A 22,588-nucleotide genomic window follows, 5' to 3' on the forward strand; every position below is an offset into this window, starting at 1 on the left:
GTTCCTACCTTCCCTGCGGCGAGGCCAAGTGCAACTGCCCTAGTACGCGGGCAGGGACGTTGGTGGTGATCTCGTGGATCCCCAGGCCCTGGCAGAGCGCCACATCCTGGTCGCTGTCCACCGTCCACACCCGGAAGCGCCGGCCCCGCTCCAGCCACCGCAGGATGGTCCCCGGATGCCGGCGGACGTACTCGACGCCGGGACCGGCCAGTCCGGCTTCGCCGGCGTCCAGGATCCGCTCCCCTTCCAGCTGGGCAGCTTTCATCACATTGGCGATCGCGCCCCCGGTGATCAGCCCCAGGCCCAGTTCTTCCCGGAGTTCGCGCACGTCCACGTCATCGACCAGCTGGCAGACGTATTGAGCCGGAACTGAACGGAGCAGCCGGCGGACGGATTCAGGACTGAAGCTCATGAAGGTCACCGACACGTTATCCACCGAAGAGTCCGCCGCATTCCAGCCCTCGGCCCGCAGGACCTCAATCACCCGGTCCTCCAGCTTGAGCTGGTAGGGGCTGGGATGCTTCAGCTCAATCGCCAGTCCCACGGGCCGGCCCGCCCCGCGGAGGATCTCCAGCAGTTCCGGAAGGGTCAAAAACTGCTCGGAACGCGCACCGTAGATCTCGGGGATGCGGACCCCCTTCCATGAGGAGAAGTCCAGGCGGCGGAGCTCGCGCAGCGTCCGCTCCGCCACGGGCCCGGTCCCGTCGGAGGTGCGGTCCAGGTTGGCATCATGCAGGAGGATGACGTGCTGGTCCCGGGTCAGGTGGACATCACACTCAACACCGTCGGCGCCGTCCGCCAGTGCCTGCAGGTAGGCTGCGCGCGTATGTTCGGCAAACGCGGCGCTCGAACCGCGGTGGGCAAAGACCAACGGCCGCTGCGGCGCTGACTCGTCACTAGTCATGCAGACACGGTAGCCGACCCGGCCCGGACTGCGGGGCTAGGCTTGGCACATGCAGGTGAACTCTGAACCAACGACCCGCGAAGCACCCGCCAGGCCAGCCCCGGCCGGACAGCCGGACACCAAGGCGCGTGCCGCCGTCGTCCGCCAGCAGCTTTCTGCCGGTGACGCGGAAAAGGCGGCAGCGCTGCGGAAAATGAAGATGGTGGCGCTCGGTCTGCTGATCGCCATGGCGGTGATTTTTGTGTTCGCCTTCGCCCTTCAGAAGGAGTACCCGTGGCTCCAGTACGTGCGGGCGGCCGCGGAGGGCGGCATGGTGGGCGCGCTGGCCGACTGGTTCGCCGTCACCGCGCTGTTCAAGTACCCCATGGGCATCAAGATCCCGCACACCGCGATCATCCCGCGCCGCAAGGACCAGATCGGCGCCTCGCTGGGCGAGTTCGTGGAGACCAATTTCCTGTCTGAGCAGGTGGTCCAGGACAAGCTGGCCAGCGTGAACATCGCCCGCCGGGCCGGCGAGTGGCTTGCCACCCCGGCCGGTGCCGAGCGGGTGGCCAAGGAGGGCGCGGCCGTGATCCGGGGCTTGTTCAAGGTCCTGAATGACGACGACGTCCAGGCAGTCATCGAGGGAATGGTGCGCAAGCACCTGCTCACTCCGCCGTGGGGACCTCCGGTGGGCAAGATGGCGGAGCGGATTTTCCACGACGGGCACCACCACAAACTCGTTGACCTGCTGGTGGACCGGGCAGCCGACTGGGTCAGCGAAAACCATGAAACGGTCAGCCGGCTCGTCTCGGAGCGTTCGCCAACCTGGGTTCCGCAGTTCGTGGACGGGCTCGTGGGCGACAAGGTCTACATCGAGTTCCTCAAGTTTGTCCGTGCCGTGCAGTCCGATCCGAACCACCAGGTCCGCCAGTCCATCGACAAGTACCTGAACGATCTTGCCCAGGACCTGCAGCACGATCCGGTGATGATCGCCCGCGCGGAGGACATCAAGGCACAGGTCCTCGGCGACCCCGAGGTCCGGGAACTGGCCTCCCGCACGTGGGGAACCGTGAAGAACGCCCTGCTCGGCGCCGTGGAGGATCCGGACAGCGACCTGACCGTCAAGTTCAAGGCCGCCGTGCGCGACTTCGGCTCCCGGCTGGTCAACGACCCCGAACTCGCGGGGAAGGTGAACGCCTGGATCGGCGATGCCGCGGGCTACCTGGTGCGGACCTACCGCTCCGACATTGCCGGAGTGATCACCGATACCGTGGCCCGCTGGGATGCCGAGGAAACATCGCAGAAGATCGAGCTCCAGGTGGGCAAGGACCTGCAGTTCATCCGCATCAACGGCACCGTGGTGGGGTCCCTGGCCGGCCTGGCGATCTTTACGGTGGCGCACCTGATTTTCGGTTGAGTGCCGTCAGGCGAACGCTTCCAGCTCCACGCCGGCAGCTTCCAGCCCGGCACGGACGGCCGCAGCCATCCCCACGGCACCGGGGGTGTCACCGTGGATGCACAGGGAGTCCGGCCGGACCTGGACCAGGCTCCCGTCCAGGGCCACCACTTCTCCCTTGGTAGCAAGGCGCACGGCCCGCTCAACGATGGCGTCAACGTCGTGCAGGACAGCACCTTCCTGGGAGCGCGGCACCAGTGTCCCGTCTGCCTGGTAGGCGCGGTCCACAAAGGCTTCGATGAAGACCGGGTGCCCGGCTTCCTTCGCCTGCTTCAACAGCTCAGACCCGGGCAGGCCCAGGATGGGCAGGCCGGGATCGTAGGAGTTCACGGCGGCCACCACTGCGGAGGCCTGCTCAGCGTCATGGACCAGCCGGTTGTACAGCGCCCCGTGCGGCTTCACGTAGTCCACCGAGGCACCCACGGCGTGCGCCACGCCGTCGAGCGCGCCCAGCTGGTACAGGACGTCGCCGAACAGCTCGTCGAAGGACATGTCCAGGGACCGGCGGCCGAAACCGGCGAGATCGCGGTAGCCGACGTGCGCACCGACAGTTACGTCAAGCTCGTACGCGGCGCGGCAGCTGTCCAGCATGGTGACGGGATCACCGGCGTGGAACCCGCAGGCAACGTTGGCGCTGGTGACCAGCTGGAACATCGCGGCATCGTCCCCCATGGTCCAGGAGCCGAATGATTCGCCAAGGTCAGCGTTGAGATCCAAGGTTGTTGCCTTCCAGCGTCAGGTGGTCCGGTGCGGCGGGGTTCAGCTCGCCGGGGATGGTATCCGGCATGGGACCGAACGCTTCCTTCGCGTTGCCCACCACTGCCCGCCCCATCATGAGGTTACCGGCTCCGCCCACCACTGCCCCGATGCCGAACGGCAGTGCCCGGCCGAACAGTGCTGTTCCCTGCCGTTTGAGGAGATTCTTGAGGAAGGCTTTCTGGATGCGGTTGCGGACCGAGCCGAAGCCGGGCACGGCCATTGATTTGGACAGGACGTTGCCCCACGCACTGGAGGCGCCAATGCCGTTGCCGGCGGCCTGGCCGCTGAGCGTTCCGAGCAGGGCCGTCCCCTCCTCGCCCAGCATGATGGCCATGACCATGGTGCTGGCCTTTTCCGGGTTGGTGAGGCGGATGCCGTGCAGCTCCGCGAGGGAGGTGGCGTAGAGGGCAGTGGCTTCCAGGAACCCCACCGTCGCCGCAGCGGACAGTCCCAGGGACGCCACCGTGCCCACGCCGGGAACGACGGCGGTTGCCCCCACGATTGCGCCGCCTCCGGTGACGGCACGCAGGTAGTCGCGCTCGAGGATATCTGCCAGCTGGGCGGCGGTGGCGCGCGGGTGTTTCTTCTGGAGCCGGCGGATGTACGCCAGGACCAGCGGGCGCTGGATCTCCACCGCCTTCAGGAGCGCGTTGTGGACGCCGGGCTTCGGCTTTCCGTCGGCGTCGAACACCGCGTTGTGGGCGGTTTCGGTTGCGATTCGTACTGCGGGGTTGCTGCGCCTGGCCATGGTCACCTCTGTTGGTCTCGCCGGCCGCATTGGTTGCGGCTCTCCTGATACTAAGGTTGCTTAACACTAGGCCACGGCACCGCCGCTGCCCCAGCCTGCCAAGCCGGGGAGCAATCCGGTGCCGGGATATCCGGCCAAACCCTAGACTTACCTTATGCCCGCTCCCAAAGCCTTGCGGCCCTTTGTCCACCGTGAGTACCGGGTACTGATTTCGGCGCTGGCCATCTCCATCTTCGGTTCCGGCATGTGGGCCGTCGCCATGGTCTACCAGGTGATCCATCTCGGCGGCGGCCCGCTCGAACTGTCCCTGGTGGCCGCTGCCGGCAGTGTGGGCCTGGTGGCCTTCGTCCTGGCCGGCGGCATCGCCGCCGACCGCATTCCGCAGCGCCGCCTGATCATCGCGGTGGAGGGCGCCAACCTCGCCGTCATCGCCGCGATCAGCGGGCTGGCTATCGCCGGCTGGCTGCAGCTCTGGCATGTCGCCGCAGGCGCCTTTGTGCTCGGCGTTGGGGCCGCCTTCTTTTTCCCCGCCTATTCGGCCATCCTGCCGCGCATCCTTCCCGCGGAGGACCTGCTCGCCGCCAACGGCATGGAGGGCTCGATGCGGCCGGTGCTCCAGCAGGCCGCCGGACCTGCGGTGGCTGGCGTGGTGGTGGCTGCCTTGTCGCCGTCGCACGCGGTGACGGCTGTGGCCCTGTGCCACCTTGCAGCCTTCGTCGTCCTGAACTTCCTGGGCCAGCATGCGCTGGCCGCGCCGGTCAACGGCGCGGAAGGCAGTGGCGTCCCGGACGGCAAATCATCCTTTTTCCAGGACCTGCGCGAAGGTGTCAGCTATACGTTGCGGACCCCGTGGCTGCTCTGGACCCTGATCTGGGCGTGCATCTCCGTGCTGTTCCTGATCGGCCCCATCGAAGTGCTGCTGCCGTTTGTGGTCCGCGACCAGCTGGGCGGCGACTCCAGCATGTTCGGCTTCCTGCTCGCCGTGATGGGCGTGGGCGCGGCACTGGGGTCGCTGCTCACTGCTTCCCTGCGACTTCCCCGGCGCTACCTCACCGTGATGATGGTGAGCTGGGGCGCGGGCAGCCTGCCGCTCGCCGCCGTCGGGATCATGGACAGCTTCTGGACCATCGCGGCGGCGCTGTTCATCTTCGGCGCCACCGGCAGCGTGGGCATGGTCATCTGGGGCACGCTGCTGCAGCGGCGCGTACCGCCCCGTCTCCTGGGCCGGGTGTCCAGCCTGGACTTTTTTGTTTCGCTCGCCCTGATGCCGGTGTCGATGGCCCTGGCCGGACCGGCCGCCGAAGTCCTGCCCATCTGGCTGATCTTCGTGGTGGCCGGGGGCGTGTGCCCCATCATGGCGGTCATCGCCATGGTGGTGGCACGGATGCCCGCCGACGAGCTGGCCCACCCCCTGGACCGGTCACTTGAAGCAGAACGGACGACGGCGGGCGGGGACCAGGCAGCGACAGATCAGGCCGTCGGCGGCTAGCCGCTGCGGCTTAGGCTGCCGGGCGCGGCACGTCGCTGTTCGCGTGAACTATCGGAATGCTCGCCGTCGGATGCCCGCTCGGGAACACGGTCGACTCCGGCTCAGGGACGGGGGCAAGTGCCACCTGCACGGGCTCGGCGCCCACGGTGAACTGCCGGCCGCGGACGTCCACTTCGAGTGCGTCGCCTTCCTTGATGGTCAGGGTGATCGCGCCCGCGTCGAGCTGGACCAGCAGCAGCCGTCCGCGGATCTTGAGGTGGAAGGTGAGCCCTTCCCACTCGGCAGGCAGGCGGGGATCGAAGAACGGAACCGGACCCTGGTCCCGGAGGCCGGCGAAGCCGCAGACCAGGGAGCTCCACACCCCGCCGGTGGAAGCGATGTGCACGCCGTCGATGGTGTTTCCATGCGTATCGTCCAGGTCGATGAACACGGCGTTGGTGAAGTGCTCCAGCGCTTCGCGGGAGTACCCCACCTCGGCGGCCATGATGCCCTGCACGCACGCGGAAAGCGTTGAGTCTCCGGTGGTCAGCGGGTCGTAGAAGTCGAAGGCCCGGTGCTTTTCCTCGGCGGTGAAATCCTGCCATTGCAGGAACATCGCCAGGACAGTGTCCGCCTGCTTCAGGACCTGGTGGCGGTAGATGACCAGCGGGTGGAAGTGCAGGAGCAGCGGGTACTTGGACCGGGGCGTGGTCCAGTCCCACGGTTCCAGGGTCATAAAGTCGTTGTCCTGCGAATACACCTGCATGCGCTTGTCGAACGGCAGGTGCATCCGGTTCGCCGCCGCCTCCCACAGCTGCCGCTCTTCAAGGGTGACGCCTGCGTGCTCCAGGGCAGCGGCGGCCCGCAGATTAAAGCGGGCCATCACGTTGGTGTAGAGGTTGTCATTCACCACTGCCGTGTATTCGTCCGGCCCGGTCACGCCGTGGATATGGAACATGCCGTCTTTGCCGAAGAAGCCCAGCGAGATCCACATCCTGGCCGTTTCGATCAGCAGTTCGGCGCCGATGTGATCGCGGAACCCAACGTCCCCGGTGGCCCAGACGAACCGGTTAGTGGCGAAGGCGATCGCCGCGGCGATGTGGAACTGGGCGGTCCCGGCTGCGTAGTAGGCACTGGCTTCGAGCCCGTTGATGGTGCGCCACGGGAACAGCGCGCCTTCCACACTCAGTTCCTTGGCCCGGATCTGGGCTTCGGGGAGCATGGCGTGGCGGAACTCCAGGACCCGGCGGGCACCCACGGGGTTGGTGTAGGTCAGGTACGGCAGGAGGTACACCTCCTGGTCCCAGAAATAGTGGCCCTCGTAGCCGGAGCCCGTCACGCCCTTCGCCGGGATGCCGGCCACGTCCGCGCGGGCCGTTGCCTGGGCCAGCTGGAACAGGTTCCAGCGGATTGCCTGCTGGAGTTCGGGCTTGCCGCCGTCCACCACGATGTCCGCCGTGGCCCAGTGCCCGCGGTAGTGCGCAACGCTTTCGGCGAAGACGTCAGCAACCGGCCGCAGGCCCTCTTCGGCCACAGCGGCTGCATCAACGGACGCGTCCTGGATTGCGGCGCCGGCAGCGTAGCTGACGCTCTTTTCCAACCGGAACGGCTGGTCCGCGTTCACTGCCAGCACATAGCGGACGCTGCTGTCGTCCTGGTCCACAAGGGTTTCGAACGGCTGGTGGCCTGCCGAGGTCCAGTGGTCCACGGCAACGCCCACGCGCTGCTTGGACTCGGCGGCTTCCCAGGCGAGGCGGAGCGAGCCGTCACCGCCGTCGAGGCGCAGCGGCAGCAACACGCGTCCGGCGTGCCGGCCCGCCCTGCGGGGGTCATGGACTGAGTGGTCCTCCACCGGCTGGTCCTGGCGGTTGATCACGGAGGAGGTGACGTCCACGGAGATCTCGCGGTCCGTGGCCACCTCGAGCGAAATCCCGAGGGCTCCGCGTGTTGCGAACCCGACGGCCCGGCGCTCGGTAGTGGTGACGACGGCCCCGGAGCGGCACTGCCAGGTGATGCGGCATTCGTAGATGCCTGTGGCGAAGTCAACGCAGCGGTGGTAGTCCAGGACCTCGGATTCGGCCAGGCTGAGGGACTCGCCGTCAATGACCACGGTGAAGTTGTTGGCATCCGGGATGTACAGGATGCGCTGGCCCGTGCGGGCAAAGCCGAAGGCGTTTTCGGCGTGCTTGATGTCCCAGATCTCGTGCAATCCGTTGATGAAGCTGCCGGGCAGGTCGGAGTCGGCGGCCGCCCAGTGGGCGCCGCGGATTCCCAGGTGCCCGTTGCCGAGGGCGAAGAGAGTTTCCAGGGCGCCTTGCATGCCCGGCTCGTGGCGTGTTTCGACGAGTTGCCAGGGGGTGTTGGGGAACCGCTCGCGGTCTGCGGTGATGATAGCCATGGTTTTGGGGTCCTTAGGCGGGTGCTGTGGCAGCTGTCGTTGGCCCGGGGGCGCGGCAGCTTGGGTACTGCTGACTGCTTGCTTAAGTAGTTCGTTGGGGCCGTGCGCCGGGATGGGGAAAACGCGGCTGTGCAGGGCTGGTTAGAGGAGTTCGTCGAGGTCGTTGACCACCACGGTTGCTCCGGCGTCCAGCAGGGTTTGCCGTCCGGCGCCCCGGTCCACTCCGATCACCGAGTGGAACGAACCGGCCTCTCCGGCCTGGACTCCGGAGACGGCGTCTTCCACCACCACGCATTCCTCGCCGGGCAGGCCCAGCAGCCGGGCGGCGTACTGGTAGGTGGCAGGGCTGGGTTTGCCCGGCAGGCCTTCCCTGGCTGCCACCACACCGTCCACCACCACGGCGAAGTGGTGGCTGAGCCCGGCGGCTTCGAGTACTGCGGGGGCGTTGCGAGAGGAAGAGACGACGGCGACCTTCAGCCCGCGGCCCAGTACGGCTTCCAGGAAGCGGACCGAGCCCTCGAACGGTTCCACACCCGTGCTGACAATGTCGTTGAAAATCCGGTTTTTACGGTTCCCCAGGCCCTGCACGGTGGTGTTGGCGGGGTCATCATCGGTGGGGCCCTCCGGGAGGACGATTCCGCGCGAGGCCAGGAAATCGCGGACACCATCAAAGCGCGGCTTTCCGTCGATGTGGTCGAAGTAGTCGCTCTCGCTGTAACCCGTGACGTCCGGCCGGGAGGAGAGGTAGCCCTCGAACAACTCCTGCCACGCCTGCTCGTGCACCGTGGCGGTGGGCGTCAGGACGCCGTCGAGGTCAAAAAGAATGGCTGAGGCTCCGGTCCATGCCGTGAGGCTGGTAACTGGATGGTGCGTTGCAGTGTTTTCACTCATGCGTGGTGCGGTGTCCTTTCAGACGGCGGGCAGCCTCGAAGGCGGGGTTGCTTCTGGGATGTGGTGGCTTCGGTGCCCGGATCATCTGCAGAGTCGGCGGGCCGGACGGCGTTACATGCGCAGCGGTAGTGTTCCACCATGGGCCTCGTTGGCGGCCCTGCTGATCCATCTGTCCCTACCATCATGGGCCCGTCGCGGGCCCGCGGACAAGCGGGCCGGATGTCCGGCTCCGCCGCAGGAGCCGACAGTGATGCGCCTCAATGGGCTGCCGCAAAGCGTCCGCACCGCACCACCCTCCCTGTCTGCCCAGTTCACAGCCGCGCGCGCGGCCGAAGACGAGTGTAAGCGCTTACAAATTTGGCTGGCAACTGTTTTTTCTTCAACCCTCTTTGTGACGCACGTCTCGCGCGCGGCCTCCGCAAGTGCTAGGAGCCGGCGGAACCGTTGGGCCGGAGCACGTAGTGCCGGAGGAAGGCGCTGACGTCCACCATTTCCGTCTTGGACATGGCGTGGCCCATGCCGGGGTAGGTCCTGGCGGTGAGAAGGGTGTTCGCCTGCAGCCACTCCCCGGTGTACGCCACTGCATCTTCGTTGATCACCAGGTCCGCCTTGTCCCTCCCCCAGAAAAAAGGCGGCGGTGTATCGAAGGACTCAGTGAGGGACAGGAGCTCATTTTCGAGCACAAAGCCGGACAGTCCCACAACTGCCTCATAGTCCTTGGGATGCAGGCGCAGCAGGGTGCTGGCCATGGCCATCCCCTGGGAATAGCCAAGGAGACTGACGCTGGAGTGCTGGCTCTTGACGCTGCTGATCCAGGTCTGGACGGCATTGGCAGCCTTGATGACATCCGCGAAGTCGTTGGCCAGGAAGTAATCCAGCAGGAACCAGCCATAGTGGTCGCCGATGGCCATGGGGGCCCTGAGCGCCGCGCAGGTGAATTCTGCCGGAAGGTACTCAAAAAGCCGCACCATCCGGGACTCGTCGGTGCCATAGCCGTGCATCATCACCAGCAACGGCGTACCCGCCCGCTCGTCTTCCGGCTTTGACCACACAACTGTTTCCATCGGATCAGCCTAGCGAGGCAAGCAGACGCCCTCAGCCTTTGGCCCGCCAAAACGTTGTTCATTCGAAACGCCCGGCGGCCGGCCAAAGCATTGAACAGGGCATCCCTGCGCTGTAGCGTGGCGCGTGACGGACAGCATACTTAGCATCCCGTCACGGGCCCGGACAGGGTCCCTCCGCGACCAGCAAGGAGCAGCACATGAGAATCGGCTCTTCCATCTTCCTCATCGCACTCGGCGCCATCCTCGCCTGGGCGGTAGCTCCAGGCCTGATCCCCTTCGTCGACCAGGTGCTCATCGGCTACATCCTGATGGCCGTGGGCGTGATCGGCCTGATCGCCTCGCTGATCCTCGCCTCGCCGGGCCGCAGCCGGCGGGTCAGCGAAACCCGATCCGTCGTGGACCCGAACACCGGTGAGCGCATCACCAGGAACGAAAGCCGCGACGGCGGGCTGTAGCCAGGACAGAAGGAATTCCGGGGAGAGCAACCCTCCGATGAACCCGCAGAAGCCGGGCTGGACCACGACGGTCCGGCCCGGCTTCTTCGCACCCCCGCTCCGAGTTTTTGTCCACACATGCAAACTTCAGGGGCCCGCAACCCTGCACAGGTGGACAAAAACTCCCAACCGGGGGAAGGGACACTTTGTTTCATGTTGGTTTCCATTGACAAACCAACAGAAGCAAAGATAAAGTCAAGTAACTCAACATCATGTGATGCCAGTCACTGACAGCAAGCCTTACGCAACGGAGGGTACGTGTTCGCCGAGGAGCGCCAGCAAAAGATTGCCGAGCTTGTTGCCGGCACCGGCCGGGTCACCGTGACCCACCTGGCTGAGCGCTTCCGCATCACCACCGAAACCGTCCGGCGCGACCTGGCCACCCTCGAAACCGCCGGCACGGTCCGCCGGGTGCACGGCGGCGCCGTTGCCACGGACCGGTTCAGCACCACCGAGGAAAGCGTCACGGAGCGGGCCATCCAGCGTCCGGACCAGAAAGTGCGCATCGCCGAGGCCGCCTTGGCGCTCATCCCGCGCAGCTCCCCCGGCAGCGTCCTGATCGACGGCGGCACCACCACCGAAGTGCTGGCGGACCTGCTCTCCCGGCGGACCGCCGGCGAACCTTCCGACGGAACAGAAGCACGCCCCGAACTGGTGGCCATCACGCACGCCCTTCCGATCGCCGGCAAACTGTCCAACATTCCCGGAATAGCCCTCGATGTCCTGGGCGGACGCGTCCGCGGAATCACGCAGGTTGCCGTAGGCCAAGCAACCGTTGAGGCCGCAGGCAGGATCCGGCCGGACATTGCCTTCATCGGCACCAACGGCATCCATGCCTCCTTCGGCCTCAGCACTCCCGACCCCGAGGAAGCCGCCGTCAAGGCAGCTTTCGTCCGTTCGGCACGCCGCATCGTGGTGCTGGCCGATTCCTCCAAGCTGGACACGGAAACCCTGGTCCAGTTCGCCTCCCTGAAAGATCTGGACACCTTGATTACAGACAGCGAACCCGGCCCGGAACTGGCAGCCGCCCTTGAGGACGCCGGCGTAGACGTGGTGGTCGCATGATCGTCACCTTCACGGCCAACCCCAGCCTGGACCGTACCGTGGCCCTGCCCGGCCCGCTCGAACGGGGCGAAGTGCAGCGCGCCGTCTCCGTCAGCCAGGAATCCGGCGGCAAGGGCGTCAACGTCTCCCGCGCCCTGGTGGCCTCCGGCCTCGAATCCATAGCCGTCCTCCCCGGCGCGGACAGTGACCCGGTCCTGGCCGGCCTGCGCGAAGGCGGCGTGCCCTTCGTCTCCCTGCCCATCGCTGAGCCGCTGCGCACCAACGTCGCCCTCACCGAACCCGGCGGCGTGACCACCAAGATCAACGAACCTGGCCCCGCGCTGGATGAAAACCAGCAGGAAGCCCTGATCAAGCTGCTGGTGGAGACCGCCCGCGGCGCCAGCTGGGTGGTCCTGGCCGGTTCGCTGCCGCCGGGCTTCCCCGCGGATTTCTACGCGACGGCGGCCCAGCGCCTGCGTTCTTCCGCCGACGGCGCCGCCCCGCGCATCGCCGTCGACTCGTCCGGCCAGCCGCTCGCCGCCGCCCTCACCGGTGGCGCCGCCGGCATGCCGGACCTCCTCAAACCCAACGCCGAGGAATTGGCGGAACTGGCTGCCGCAGCCGGTTTCGCTTCCCCGGCCACCGCTGAGGAACTGGAAGCGGACCCGGCTGCCGCAGCAGCAGCAGCAGCCGCCGTCGTACGTTCCGGCGTGGGAGCTGTGCTGGCAACTCTCGGATCCAAGGGAGCTGTCCTGGTAACGGCCGACGGCGCGTGGCTGGCCACGCATCCGCCGGTCGCCGCGGTCAGTACGGTCGGCGCGGGCGATTCAGCCCTGGCCGGCTACCTGCTCGCCCAAGGCCAGGGCGCCGCCCCGGCCGATTGCCTTCGTCAGGCGGTGGCCCACGGTGCCGCAGCCGCCTCCCTGCCGGGCTCCACTGTCCCGGCAGTTCACCAAACCACCCCGGATGCCGTAACCATCACGGCCCTTCGAAAGGATTGACAGTGACCCAGCTCATCACCACGGAACTGGTCGAGCTCGACCAGAACCTGGGCAACTCCCCCGAGACGGTGATCCGGCACCTGGCAAGCAAAGTAGCTGCCACCGGACGCGCATCAGAAGTTGAAGGCCTCTTCGCAGACGCCTTCGCCCGCGAGCAGAAAACCGCCACGGGCATCCCCGGCGGCATCGCCATCCCGCACTGCCGCTCCGCCGCCGTGATCGAACCCACCCTGGCCATGGCCCGCCTTGACCCCAAGGTGGACTTCGGCGCCAAGGACGGACCGGCAGACCTGGTCTTCTTCATCGCCGCCCCCGACGGCGCGGACCAGGCGCACCTGAAGCTGCTGTCCAAGCTCGCCAGGTCCCTGATCAAAAAGGACTTCACCGCAGCCCTGCGCAACGCCTCCTCCCGCGAAGAGATCGTGGAACTGGTGGACGGGGCACTGGCTGACAAGCCCGCCGCCCATGCCGCCGCTCCCGCGGGCGTTGCGGCCGGTACCGCGGGTGCTTCGGCAGGCGCTACTTCGGTAGGCCCGGTTTCCGCCAGCTCAACCGCCGAAGCTTCGGCAGGCTCACGGCCCAAACGCCTCGTGGCCGTGACCGCATGCCCCACCGGTATCGCCCACACCTACATGGCAGCTGACTCCCTGGTGGCAGCCGCCCAGGAGGCCGGCGTCGACCTGCAGGTGGAGACGCAGGGTTCCTCCGGCGCCAAGCCGCTGGATCCCGCTGTCATCGCGGCCGCCGACGCCGTCATCTTCGCCGTGGACGTGGACGTACGCGGCAAGGAACGCTTCGCCGGCAAGCCCGTTATCAACGCTCCGGTCAAGCGCGGCATCGACGAGCCGGCCAAGATGGTCCAGGAGGCCCTGGCCGCGGCTGACAACCCGCACGCACGCCGGGTCCCGCACTTCGGGGCTGAAGAGCAGGCTGAGCACGAGGCGGATGAAAAGGGAGAGCACATCGGCCAGAAGCTGAAGCGCGCCCTGCTCACCGGTGTCAGCTACATGATTCCGTTTGTGGCCGGCGGCGGCCTGCTGATCGCCCTGGGCTTCCTGCTCGGCGGCTACAAGATCACCGAAGTGGCAGATGACGTGGTCCTGGCCAACAACTTCGGGAACCTCCCCGAGGGCGGCCTGGCCATCTACCTCGGCGCGGTCCTGTTCAAGATCGGCGCCCTGTCCATGGGCTTCCTTGTCCCTGCGCTGGCAGGCTACATCGCCTACGCCATCGCTGACCGGCCCGGCATCGCCCCCGGCTTCGTTGCCGGTGCAGTGTCCGGCTTCATGGGCGCCGGGTTCCTCGGCGGCATTGTGGGCGGCCTGCTGGCCGGCTACATCGCGCACCTCATCGGCACCTGGCAGGTACCGCGCTGGCTGCGCGGCCTGATGCCCGTTGTTATCATCCCGCTGCTCGCCTCCATCGTCGCCTCCGGCCTGATGTTCCTGGTGCTCGGCGGACCCATCGCCGGCCTTACCAACGCACTCAACGGCTGGCTCACCGGCATGACCGGTACCTCCGCCGTGGTCCTGGGCGTCATCCTCGGCCTCATGATGTGCTTCGACCTGGGCGGCCCCGTGAACAAGGTGGCCTACGCCTTCGCCGTGGCGGGCCTCAGCGCAGGCAGCGCCACCAACCAGGCGCCGTGGCAGATCATGGCAACCGTAATGGCCGCAGGCATGGTTCCCCCGCTGGCCATGGCCCTGGCCACCGTCCTGGACCGGAAGCTCTTCAGCCTGGCCGAGCGCGAAAACGGCAAGGCCGCCTGGCTGCTGGGTGCATCCTTCATCTCCGAAGGCGCCATCCCGTTCGCCGCAGCCGATCCGCTGCGCGTCATCCCTGCAAGCATGCTGGGCGGTGCCCTCACCGGCGCACTCTCCATGGCTTTCGGCGTCACGTCGCAGGCGCCGCACGGCGGGATCTTTGTGTTCTTCGCCATCGGCAACCTGCTGATGTTCGTCCTGTCGATCATCGCCGGAACCATCGTCAGCGCGCTGGCCGTGGTGGCCCTTAAGCGCTGGGCAGCCCCGAAGAGCGCTGCTACGGTGGAGACCGTTCCAGCAACCGTCTGACCCTGCCCCACCCACTACCTCAACTCCGGCATACCAGCCCGCCGGAAGACAAAGGAGCAAAAATGCCAGAACGCACAGCAACAGTCGCCAGCCGCGTGGGCCTGCACGCCCGCCCCGCCGCCATCTTTGCCGAGGCAGCAGGAGAGTACGACCTGGACATCACCATTGCCCGCGAAGGCGAGCCGGCCGACGAGGCGATGGACGCAGCCAGCATCCTGTCCCTCATGAGCCTGGGCGCCTCCCACGGCGACGTGGTGGTCCTCCGGGCCGAGGGCGACGGCGCTGAGACTGCCCTGGACCACCTGGTCCAGATCCTCGAAACGGACCACGACGCCGAGTAGCAGCCTCGCTGCCCTGGCAGCAGAGCGTACGGCCGCCGTCGGACTTTCCCTTCCCCGGGAGGTGTCCGACGGCGGCCGCCGCGTTTAAGCGCTCCCCTCCCCTACTGGATGGTTCAGGTGCGCTCGGAGAGTCTCTTGACGTCCGCCACCAGCCGGTCCCACATGCCCTGTGAATGCTCGGCCGCCTCCGCTGTGGGGTTGTTGTCCTGGGCCAGCGTCAGCAGCGTCCGGCCGCCCTGGTCCTGCAGCGTCCAGGTCAGCGTGTGGTAGTTCTCCGGCTTGTCCTCCTGGCCGCCCAGCGGGCTGAAGTGGGTGTACACCAGCCGCCGGCCGGGCTCCACGGCGAGGATCACTCCCTTGTCCTCATACTCCTTGCCTTCCCAGCTGCCCCGCCAGGTGATGGGCCCGCCCACACTCCAGTCCGTGGCGAGCTCGGCACCAAACATGAATTCCTTCGTGGCGGCTGGGTCCGTAATGACTTCCCACACCCGGCCGGGCGGGGCCTCGATGGTGGCGGACGATTCCGCCACAAAGTCATCCGGCATTACCCTTGGCCTTCTTTGCCGTGAACAGCAGGTACTCCCATTCCATCTGGAACGGGGAATCGCCGTGCGCATCGCCGAAGGACTCGGCCAGTTCGGTCAGCGCCCTGTCCAGCTCTTTGACCTTGTCCGGATCCTCCGCGATGAACTTGTACACGGAGATTGTGGGCCCGTAGTGGGACTTGAAGTAGCGGACGAAGTCCGCGGGCTGGTGAAAACTCCTCACGGCCAGTGACTGTTTGCGTGTACGGACGTCGGTAATCCTGTCCCCCAGCAGTTCACGGACATGCTCCTCACTCCCCCACAGCGGCGCGGGCTGCGCGCCCGGCGGGGGCGGCGGAGCGAAGGGCTTCATGGTGGCAAACATCTGCCCGATGAATCCTTCCGGCGTCCAGCTCAGGAGCCCGATGGAGCCGCCGGGCTTGCAGACCCGCAGCAGTTCGTCGGCAGCCGCCTGGTGGTGCGGGGCAAACATCACGCCGATGCAGGACATCACCGCGTCAAACTCCGCATCGCCGAAAGGCAGGGCCTCGGCGTCGCCTTCCTGCCACTCCAGGCTGACGCCCCGGTTGGCGGCCTCCCGGCGCCCCGCCTCGAAGAGCTCGGGGGTGAGGTCGCTGGCCACCACTTTGGCGCCCATCATTGCAGCCGGAATGGCAGCGTTGCCTGTCCCGGCCGCAATGTCCAGGACCCGTTGCCGCGCGTTGATGCCGCAGGCTTCCACCAGGACGGCACCCAGTTCCAGGAGCATCTCATCCGCCAGCGCGGCGTAATCCCCTGACGCCCACATGGCCCGGTGTTTTTGCTTCAGCGCCCGGTCCGCCTCCAGAACATCAGCCTGGTCATCCATGGCTGCGCCTCCCTACTGCGATGGTTCCCAGTGAGTCAACAGCACGCCGCATGCACAGCGGAGGCTGCGATGCGACTCATTGTGGACGCGCCTGCCGCCGCTGTAAAGAGCGTTTGTACAACGACTATCTAAAAGCAAGCAAGCTTAGTAGTTTCGTAGGCATGGCATTTCCCCAAGCGGCGCCCCCGGCAAGCCCACGAGCATCACGCCGGCTTGCGCGCCCTGGTGCCCGTTGCCTTGCCGGCGGCGGTTTTCGCGGCAGGTTTATCGGCAGTTTTGCTCGCCGTGGACTTGGCCGTGGTCTTGGCTGCACTGGTCTTCGTGTCCGCCGCTTTCGCCGCTGCGGACCTGGTGGCGGTCTTTCCCGTGCCGGACTTGGCTGCCGTGGACTTGGCTGCCGTGGATTTGGTCCCGTCAGACTTGGCGGCCGCCGTCTTGCCGGCCGTGGCCCGCTTGGGCGCAGGCTTGCTCTCTTCCTCGTCGTCGCCGGATTCCGCGGCCTCCTCCCCGGAACCGCCGGCAGCGGCTCCGGACCCGCCGCCGCGTTTCCGGTCCAGGCTCCGCTTCAGCGCCTCCATCAGGTCGATGACTTCGCCCTTGCCGCCTTCACCGGCTTCCACCCCAAAGGTTTCATCCGTGTCCAGCGCGTCGCCCTGCTCGAGCTTGGCCTCGATGAGTTGGCGCAGCTGGACCTGGTAGTCGTCCGTGAAGTGCTCGGGATCGAAATCAGCTGCCATGGACTCCACCAGGGCCGCGGACATGTCGCGTTCCTGGGGGGAGATCTTGATGGATACATCCAGGGACGGGAAGTTGGCTTCGCGCACCTCGTCCGGCCAGAGCAGGGACTGCAGCACCAGGACGTCGTCCTTGATCCGCAGCGCGCCAAGCCGCGTCTTCTCGCGCAACGCGAACTGGACGATCGCCACCCGGTCCGTGTCCTCCAGCGCACGGCGGAGCAGCACGTAGGCTTTGGGCGACTTGGAGTCCGGCTCGAGGTAGTAGCTCTTCTCGAACATCATCGGTTCAAGCTGCTCGGAGGGGACGAACTGCACCACTTCAATCTCGTGGCTGTTCTCGGCAGGAATGGCCTTGAGCTCATCCTTGGAGAGGACAACGGTCTTGCCGTCCTCCTCGTAGGCCTTCTCGATGTCCGAGTAATCGATGACCTGGCTGCAGACCTCGCACCTGCGCTGGTACCTGATCCTGCCGCCGTCGGCATTGTGGACCTGGTGCAGACTGATGTCATGATCTTCGGTTGCGCTGTAGACCTTTACGGGGACGTTGACCAGGCCAAACGCGATGGCACCTTTCCAGATGGCTCTCATTCCCTAAGTCAACAGCACGCAGCGCCGGAGGTGAAGACCTGTGGCCGCCGCTAAGGAGCGTGTCCGGGTTGCAGGCCGGGAATTGACCCTCACCAACCTGGGCAAAGTCATCTATCCGGAGACCGGCACCACCAAGGCAGACATCCTGGCGTACTACGCCGCCGTGGCACACGTCCTGATCCCCGCCGCGGCCAACAGGCCCGCCACGAGGAAAAGGTGGGTCAACGGCGTCGGAACCGAGGAGAAGCCCGGCGAGGTCTTTTTCCAGAAGAACCTTGAGGACTCAGCCCCGGGCTGGCTCCCCCGCGCCGCCATCACCCACAAGGACCGGACCATCCACTACCCCATGGTGAACGACCCCGCCACACTCACCTGGTTCGGTCAGATCAATTCCCTGGAAATCCACGTTCCCCAGTGGCAGGTGGATTCGCACGGCAACCAGCTGAACCCGGACCGGCTGGTCCTGGACCTCGATCCCGGTGTAGGGGCCGGGCTTGAGGAGTGTGTGGAAGTGGCGTTGCTGGCGCGCGGCATCCTCGAGGATGTGGGCCTGGACCCGGTCCCGGTGACCAGCGGCAGCAAAGGAATCCACCTGTACGCCGCCCTGGACCGGAGCCAAACCTCCGACCAGATCTCCGCGTTCGCCCGGGAGCTGGCCCGCGCACTGGAAGCCGACCACCCGGACCTGGCCGTCAGCGACATGAAAAAGACGCTGCGCAAGGGCAAGGTGCTGGTGGACTGGAGCCAGAACAACGCGGCGAAAACCACCATCGTGCCCTATTCACTGAGGGGCCGCCCCACCCCGATGGCGGCCGCGCCGCGGACGTGGGAGGAAATCAGCTCTCCGGGCCTGGAGCACCTGGACTACCAGGCCGTGCTGCGCCGGGTGCAGGAAGGCATTGACCCGTTCGCCGCCGTCGTCCGCGCCTCAAACCAAAGCCTGGACGTACCGGACAGGCATCACGACGCCGACCCGCGCCTGGGCAAGTACCGCTCCATGCGTGACCCCAACGCCACCCCGGAACCATTCAGCGGCATGGCCGGCAGCGGGGACGCGTTTGTCATCCAGGAGCACCACGCCAGCCGGCTCCACTTCGACCTCCGGCTTGAGCACGACGGCGTCCTGGTGTCCTGGGCTTTGCCGAAAGGCGTCCCTGAAAGCGGGGGCAAGAACCACCTGGCGGTCCAGACCGAGGATCATCCGATGGACTACCTCACCTTTCACGGGACCATCCCCAAAGGCGAATACGGTGCCGGCGAAATGACCATCTGGGACCACGGCACCTATGAACTGCACAAGTGGATCAACGGCAGGGAGGTCATCGTTACCCTGCACGGTTCCGAAGGCGGCGGCCTGGGCGGGACGAAAAAGGTGGCACTTATCCACACCGGCCGCGGCCAGGGCAAGGACGCCGAAGGCCAATGGCTGATCCATCTCATGGACAAAGACCGGCCAAGCACACGGCACCGTGCTGCCGCCGTGCCGGAGGAAAGGGATGAACCGGAGGAACCGGAGGAGGCGGAGGACGGAGCCAACGAGCCGGAGGAAGCGGCAGAGCAAGGGCAAGCTGAGGATGCCCCGGCCGCCGCTCCAATATCACCGGAGGACTTCAGTCCGATGATGGCCACGTCCGGGACCACCGCGGACCTGCCGGGCAGCAACTGGCAGTTCGAGCTGAAGTGGGACGGGGTGCGCGCCATCCTCGTGGCCGACGAGGAAACCATCCGCATCTTCAGCCGCAACGGGAACGACGTCACCAGGACGTACCCGGAGTTCACTGACCGGGACTGCTGGCCGCCCCAGCCTTTCGTGGCTGACGGCGAGATTATCGCCGTCGGACCTTCCGGCCGGCCTGACTTCGGCCTGCTCCAGGGCCGCATGAAGCTCACCCGGCCCGCCGACGTCGCCAAAGCACGCAAGGCCATCCCCGTGCGGCTGATGCTTTTCGACCTGCTGTACGACGGCGGCACGGACCTCCGCGCGCTGCCCCTCGCCAAGCGGCGCAACCGGCTGGAGCAGTTTTTCACGGCGTCGGACTGCCCGGTGGACCTGTCCCTGGTCCTTAAGGAACGGGTGGAGGACATCCTTGAGAGCGCACAGGAACTGGGCCTCGAAGGAGTGATGGCCAAACGCACCGACGGCCGGTATGTCACGGGACAGCGGACCCGCACCTGGATCAAGCTCAAGCTCGACCAGACCCAGGAGGTGGTGGTGGGCGGCTGGCGGCCCGGCAAGGGCGCCCGCGAGGGGTCCGTGGGGTCGCTGCTGGTGGGCATCCCGGACGGGCGGAACCTGCGGTACGTGGGCCGGGTGGGCAGCGGCTTCAGCTGGCGCGAGCTCACTGAGCTCCGGCAGACAGTGGACCGGCTGGCGAGAAAAACGTCGCCCTTCGAGGATGTGCCGCGTGAAGATGCAGCCGATGCCCGCTGGGTGAGTCCCCAGCTGGTGGGAGAGGTGACGTACAGCGAATGGACCGGAACCGGGCGGCTCCGGCACCCGGTGTGGCGCGGTTGGCGGCTGGACAAAGAACCGTCGGAGGTTGTGCCGGAAGCCTGAGCGGAACTGCTGCTGCAATCAGGACGCGCAATCAGATGGGACACACAAAGTACTGGCGACCCCGATATAAGGGGTCGCCAGTACTTTCAGTGTGGACAGTCTCGTTCTAAAGAAGCCCTAGGACGAGTGCGGCATCTGCGGCCGGCTGGTGCGGTGGACCGCCGTCACGGCTGCCCCCTGCCCCATGCGGCCGTGGCCGGATCCGCGTTCCTTGGGGTGCCGCCGCTTCCCGTTGCCATCGGGCCAGGAGCCCGCTGCACCTATCCCCGTCGGGGCGATCGGAGCTGCAGCCCCGGGCATGTCCGGGGCTTTCATTGCCTGCGCCAGGTGGTCGGCCACCTCCGGCGCCAGTTTCTTTCCAGTGATGTCGTCAGCCATCTGTTCTTCCTTTCCACAATGAAACGAAGTATTACCAAAAGTGAGGCCGCCGGGGCCTTAATCGCGATGGGTGGCCGGCAATGGCCTGGCCGCAGGCATCCGCCCGCCTCTAAAAAAGTGTTCCCATGGCACAACCTTAGGGAAGCGCCGGGCACCTGTGAACCCCCTTAAGGACCGTCGGGATGAGAGGCGCCATGAGCAAGGGACGACGCCGGCCCTGCATGCGGTCCGGACGGCCTTTCAAAGTGGTCCGGAAAACCGTGGCGGCCGTCACGATTAGCCGCCGGGAGCGTGCCAAAAGAGGCGGCCGCCGTCGTACTCGCGAAAAAATTCGGTAACGATTGCGCGCTGCGGCGCCGATCCCTGTGCTGGCGCGGGAAAAGCAGGAAAAAGAGATGGGCCAAACCGTCCTGAAAGGTGCCGAAAAGGGTTGATCCTACGGCATAAAACGGGCGGGCGCCATGGGTTTCGCGTAAAATTGAAGGCCTGCCCGGAGCGGGGCAGCTACAAGTCGCAAGCAAATGACCTCCACAGGAGTTGCCCAAATGCCCACAGACCGAAGCATCACCGACTCTTCCGCAGGCACCTACAGCGCCTCCGGAACCAACCCAGCAACACCCTCCGGCACCCCACCCGCGGCTGCCAAAGCACCACGGAAGCCCATAAAACTGGGGCGCCGCCGGCTCAAGGAATCGGACGTCAACGTGGTGAACCAGCCCATGCTCAAGAAAGCACTGGGCGGAACCATCGTGGGCAACACCATGGAATGGTACGACGTAGGCGTTTTCGGCTACCTCATCACCACCATGGGGCCGGTCTTCCTGCCGGAATCAGATCCCACCACCCAAACCCTGTTCCTGCTCGGAACCTTCGCCGCAACGTTTATCGCCCGCCCGCTCGGCGGCGTGATCTTCGGCTGGCTTGGCGACAAGGTGGGCCGGCAGAAGATCCTCGCCACCACTTTGATGATCATGGCGGCAAGCACTTTTGCCATCGGACTCCTCCCCGGCTACGCGCAGATTGGCCTGTGGGCCGCAGCCCTGCTGGTCCTGCTGAAGATCGTCCAAGGCTTCTCCACCGGCGGTGAATACGCCGGCGCCACCACCTTCGTCAGCGAGTACGCCCCGGACAAGCGCCGCGGCTTCTTCGCCAGCTTCCTGGATATGGGCAGCTACTTCGGCTTCGCCCTCGGCGCCGCCCTGGTCTCCGTGCTGCAGCTGACCCTGGGCCAGAGTGTGATGGAAGAGTGGGGCTGGCGCATCCCGTTCCTGGTGGCCGGTCCGATGGGCCTGATCGCCATCTACTTCCGGAGCAAGATCGAGGAATCCCCGCAATTCCAGGCAACCCTGGACGCGCAGGAGGACCTCGCCAAGCACGCCGCCGCTTCGGACGAGGCAACGGCAAAGGGCCCGGTGGGAATCGTGAAGGCCTACTGGCGCTCGATCATTGTGGCGATGGTCCTGGTGGCCGCCGCCAACACCGCCGGCTATGCGCTGACGTCCTACATGCCCACCTACCTCACCGAGTCCAAGGGCTACGACGAGGTGCACGGCACCCTGCTGACCATCCCCGTCCTGGTAGTGATGAGCCTCTGCATCCCGCTGACCGGCAAGCTGTCCGACCGGATCGGCCGCCGGCCCGTGCTGTGGATCGGTGCGTTGAGCACGGTTGTCCTGGCCGCCCCGGCCTTTATGCTGATCGGCGTCGGCGAGATCTGGTCCACGCTGTCCGGCCTTGCGCTCATCGCGTTCCCGGTGACGTTCTACGTGGCCAACCTGGCCTCGGCCCTCCCGGCCCAGTTCCCCACGTCCAGCCGCTACGGCGCCATGGGTATCGCCTACAACTTCTCGGTGGCCATCTTCGGCGGCACCACGCCATTCATCGTGGCAGCCCTGATCAGCGCCACCGGCAACGACATGATGCCCGCCTACTACCTCATGGGCACCTCACTGGTGGGCGCCGTCGCCATTTACTTCCTGAAGGAATCGGCCCAGCGGCCCCTGCCCGGCTCCATGCCCAGCGTGGACACCCAGGCTGAGGCCCGCGAACTGGTGGCCACCCAGGACGAGAACCCGCTGATCGACCTGGACGAGCTCCCGTTCGAGACCCAGGACATCACCGATTCAAAGTCCGAAAAGGTTCCCGCCCAGGTCTAGCGGCCACCAGCAGCCCACGCTCCCAGGGCCCGTCCAGCGCCGCTTCCACAAAAGCGCGCGGGGCGGGCCTTTGCCGTGCCGCTCCGGTGTCGTTTTGTTTCCCCGGACACGTCAAGAAATGCCTGCAGGCGGCGCCCGATGATACTTTTCAAAGGGAC

The 22,588-nt window shown here is 66.3% G+C and carries 19 protein-coding genes; 9 read left to right on the top strand and 10 right to left on the bottom strand.

Translation table 11 applies throughout. The features are described 5' to 3' along the window. Nucleotides 1-4: 4 nt before the first annotated feature. On the bottom strand, nucleotides 5-904 hold the full coding sequence (locus AC3A4Z_RS12310) for a glycerophosphodiester phosphodiesterase (RefSeq protein WP_498711789.1): 900 nt from the start codon (nucleotides 902-904) through the stop codon (nucleotides 5-7). 49 nt (nucleotides 905-953) lie between these two features. Here AC3A4Z_RS12310 and AC3A4Z_RS12315 point away from each other — a divergent pair, with 49 nt between their 5' ends. Then, the gene (locus AC3A4Z_RS12315; RefSeq protein ID WP_498711791.1) at nucleotides 954-2,303 is read left to right on the top strand and encodes a DUF445 domain-containing protein; all 1,350 of its coding nucleotides are present in this window, start codon (nucleotides 954-956) and stop codon (nucleotides 2,301-2,303) included. 6 nt (nucleotides 2,304-2,309) lie between these two features. Here AC3A4Z_RS12315 and AC3A4Z_RS12320 read toward each other — a convergent pair whose 3' ends face one another. Next, nucleotides 2,310-3,059: a LamB/YcsF family protein gene (locus tag AC3A4Z_RS12320; RefSeq protein WP_498711792.1), complete on the bottom strand. Its 750-nt coding sequence runs from the start codon at nucleotides 3,057-3,059 to the stop codon at nucleotides 2,310-2,312. Then, nucleotides 3,043-3,849 (bottom strand): hypothetical protein, encoded by an 807-nt coding sequence (locus AC3A4Z_RS12325; protein ID WP_498711793.1) that lies wholly within the window; start codon nucleotides 3,847-3,849, stop codon nucleotides 3,043-3,045. The genes AC3A4Z_RS12320 and AC3A4Z_RS12325 overlap by 17 nt, the downstream gene beginning before the upstream one ends. Before the next feature lie 154 nt (nucleotides 3,850-4,003). Here AC3A4Z_RS12325 and AC3A4Z_RS12330 point away from each other — a divergent pair, with 154 nt between their 5' ends. After that, nucleotides 4,004-5,338 (top strand): MFS transporter, encoded by a 1,335-nt coding sequence (locus tag AC3A4Z_RS12330; protein WP_498711794.1) that lies wholly within the window; start codon nucleotides 4,004-4,006, stop codon nucleotides 5,336-5,338. A 10-nt stretch (nucleotides 5,339-5,348) separates the two neighbouring features. Here the strand turns inward: AC3A4Z_RS12330 and AC3A4Z_RS12335 are convergent, their stop codons facing one another. The 3 genes from AC3A4Z_RS12335 to AC3A4Z_RS12345 form a co-directional block, all read right to left on the bottom strand. Further along, a complete protein-coding gene (locus AC3A4Z_RS12335; RefSeq protein WP_498711795.1) occupies nucleotides 5,349-7,715 on the bottom strand; it encodes a glycoside hydrolase family 65 protein in 2,367 nt (788 codons plus the stop codon). A gap of 141 nt (nucleotides 7,716-7,856) precedes the next feature. Continuing rightward, nucleotides 7,857-8,606 (bottom strand): HAD family hydrolase, encoded by a 750-nt coding sequence (locus tag AC3A4Z_RS12340; protein WP_498711796.1) that lies wholly within the window; start codon nucleotides 8,604-8,606, stop codon nucleotides 7,857-7,859. A 425-nt stretch (nucleotides 8,607-9,031) separates the two neighbouring features. Next, the gene (locus tag AC3A4Z_RS12345; protein WP_498711797.1) at nucleotides 9,032-9,670 is read right to left on the bottom strand and encodes an alpha/beta hydrolase; all 639 of its coding nucleotides are present in this window, start codon (nucleotides 9,668-9,670) and stop codon (nucleotides 9,032-9,034) included. 197 nt (nucleotides 9,671-9,867) lie between these two features. On the opposite strand from AC3A4Z_RS12345, the gene AC3A4Z_RS12350 reads away from it, so the two are divergent. From AC3A4Z_RS12350 to AC3A4Z_RS12370, 5 genes are all read left to right on the top strand, one after another. Then, nucleotides 9,868-10,125, top strand: a complete 258-nt coding sequence (locus tag AC3A4Z_RS12350; RefSeq protein ID WP_133349335.1) for a DUF6458 family protein — start codon at nucleotides 9,868-9,870, stop codon at nucleotides 10,123-10,125. 297 nt (nucleotides 10,126-10,422) lie between these two features. Then, nucleotides 10,423-11,229 carry a DeoR/GlpR family DNA-binding transcription regulator gene (locus tag AC3A4Z_RS12355; RefSeq protein WP_498711798.1) on the top strand — a complete coding sequence of 269 codons (807 nt, stop codon included), beginning with the start codon at nucleotides 10,423-10,425 and terminating at the stop codon, nucleotides 11,227-11,229. Continuing rightward, on the top strand, nucleotides 11,226-12,209 hold the full coding sequence (locus tag AC3A4Z_RS12360) for a 1-phosphofructokinase family hexose kinase (RefSeq protein ID WP_498711799.1): 984 nt from the start codon (nucleotides 11,226-11,228) through the stop codon (nucleotides 12,207-12,209). The genes AC3A4Z_RS12355 and AC3A4Z_RS12360 overlap by 4 nt, the downstream gene beginning before the upstream one ends. 2 nt (nucleotides 12,210-12,211) lie before the next feature. Continuing rightward, complete coding sequence (locus tag AC3A4Z_RS12365) at nucleotides 12,212-14,281, top strand: PTS fructose transporter subunit IIABC (RefSeq protein ID WP_498711800.1); 2,070 nt, start codon at nucleotides 12,212-12,214, stop codon at nucleotides 14,279-14,281. 62 nt (nucleotides 14,282-14,343) lie between these two features. Continuing rightward, nucleotides 14,344-14,622, top strand: a complete 279-nt coding sequence (locus tag AC3A4Z_RS12370; protein WP_091423580.1) for an HPr family phosphocarrier protein — start codon at nucleotides 14,344-14,346, stop codon at nucleotides 14,620-14,622. 113 nt (nucleotides 14,623-14,735) lie between these two features. On the opposite strand, the gene AC3A4Z_RS12375 is transcribed toward AC3A4Z_RS12370, so the two are convergent. The 3 genes from AC3A4Z_RS12375 to ku form a co-directional block, all read right to left on the bottom strand. Further along, nucleotides 14,736-15,167, bottom strand: coding sequence for an SRPBCC domain-containing protein (locus tag AC3A4Z_RS12375; RefSeq protein ID WP_498711801.1), 432 nt, complete (start codon nucleotides 15,165-15,167; stop codon nucleotides 14,736-14,738). Beyond that, nucleotides 15,157-16,014, bottom strand: a complete 858-nt coding sequence (locus AC3A4Z_RS12380) for a class I SAM-dependent methyltransferase (protein ID WP_498711802.1) — start codon at nucleotides 16,012-16,014, stop codon at nucleotides 15,157-15,159. Before AC3A4Z_RS12380 ends, AC3A4Z_RS12375 begins: the two co-directional genes overlap by 11 nt. 203 nt (nucleotides 16,015-16,217) lie before the next feature. Then, nucleotides 16,218-17,339, bottom strand: a complete 1,122-nt coding sequence (ku, locus tag AC3A4Z_RS12385; protein ID WP_498711803.1) for a non-homologous end joining protein Ku — start codon at nucleotides 17,337-17,339, stop codon at nucleotides 16,218-16,220. Between the two features lie 40 nt (nucleotides 17,340-17,379). Between ku and AC3A4Z_RS12390 the strand changes: the two genes are divergently transcribed. Further along, the gene (locus AC3A4Z_RS12390) at nucleotides 17,380-19,896 is read left to right on the top strand and encodes an ATP-dependent DNA ligase (protein ID WP_498711804.1); all 2,517 of its coding nucleotides are present in this window, start codon (nucleotides 17,380-17,382) and stop codon (nucleotides 19,894-19,896) included. Nucleotides 19,897-20,013: 117 nt separating this feature from the next. Here the strand turns inward: AC3A4Z_RS12390 and AC3A4Z_RS12395 are convergent, their stop codons facing one another. Then, a complete protein-coding gene (locus tag AC3A4Z_RS12395) occupies nucleotides 20,014-20,274 on the bottom strand; it encodes a hypothetical protein (protein WP_498711805.1) in 261 nt (86 codons plus the stop codon). Nucleotides 20,275-20,819: 545 nt separating this feature from the next. On the opposite strand from AC3A4Z_RS12395, the gene AC3A4Z_RS12400 reads away from it, so the two are divergent. Beyond that, complete coding sequence (locus AC3A4Z_RS12400) at nucleotides 20,820-22,430, top strand: MFS transporter (RefSeq protein WP_498711806.1); 1,611 nt, start codon at nucleotides 20,820-20,822, stop codon at nucleotides 22,428-22,430. Nucleotides 22,431-22,588: the final 158 nt, after the last annotated feature.

It is taken from the genome of Arthrobacter sp. Soil_C_49 (genome assembly GCF_057656635.1).

Bases quoted from the DNA above. Each gene is read 5' to 3' on its own strand.
- AC3A4Z_RS12375 (WP_498711801.1), bottom strand. From the start codon at position 15,167: ATGCCGGATGACTTTGTGGCGGAATCGTCCGCCACCATCGAGGCCCCG.
- AC3A4Z_RS12345 (WP_498711797.1), bottom strand. From the start codon at position 9,670: ATGGAAACAGTTGTGTGGTCAAAGCCGGAAGACGAGCGGGCGGGTACG.
- AC3A4Z_RS12330 (WP_498711794.1), top strand. From the start codon at position 4,004: ATGCCCGCTCCCAAAGCCTTGCGGCCCTTTGTCCACCGTGAGTACCGG.
- AC3A4Z_RS12380 (WP_498711802.1), bottom strand. From the start codon at position 16,014: ATGGATGACCAGGCTGATGTTCTGGAGGCGGACCGGGCGCTGAAGCAA.
- AC3A4Z_RS12335 (WP_498711795.1), bottom strand. From the start codon at position 7,715: ATGGCTATCATCACCGCAGACCGCGAGCGGTTCCCCAACACCCCCTGG.
- AC3A4Z_RS12340 (WP_498711796.1), bottom strand. From the start codon at position 8,606: ATGAGTGAAAACACTGCAACGCACCATCCAGTTACCAGCCTCACGGCA.
- AC3A4Z_RS12370 (WP_091423580.1), top strand. From the start codon at position 14,344: ATGCCAGAACGCACAGCAACAGTCGCCAGCCGCGTGGGCCTGCACGCC.
- AC3A4Z_RS12350 (WP_133349335.1), top strand. From the start codon at position 9,868: ATGAGAATCGGCTCTTCCATCTTCCTCATCGCACTCGGCGCCATCCTC.
- AC3A4Z_RS12395 (WP_498711805.1), bottom strand. From the start codon at position 20,274: ATGGCTGACGACATCACTGGAAAGAAACTGGCGCCGGAGGTGGCCGAC.
- AC3A4Z_RS12325 (WP_498711793.1), bottom strand. From the start codon at position 3,849: ATGGCCAGGCGCAGCAACCCCGCAGTACGAATCGCAACCGAAACCGCC.
- AC3A4Z_RS12360 (WP_498711799.1), top strand. From the start codon at position 11,226: ATGATCGTCACCTTCACGGCCAACCCCAGCCTGGACCGTACCGTGGCC.
- AC3A4Z_RS12310 (WP_498711789.1), bottom strand. From the start codon at position 904: ATGACTAGTGACGAGTCAGCGCCGCAGCGGCCGTTGGTCTTTGCCCAC.
- AC3A4Z_RS12400 (WP_498711806.1), top strand. From the start codon at position 20,820: ATGCCCACAGACCGAAGCATCACCGACTCTTCCGCAGGCACCTACAGC.
- AC3A4Z_RS12315 (WP_498711791.1), top strand. From the start codon at position 954: ATGCAGGTGAACTCTGAACCAACGACCCGCGAAGCACCCGCCAGGCCA.
- ku (WP_498711803.1), bottom strand. From the start codon at position 17,339: ATGAGAGCCATCTGGAAAGGTGCCATCGCGTTTGGCCTGGTCAACGTC.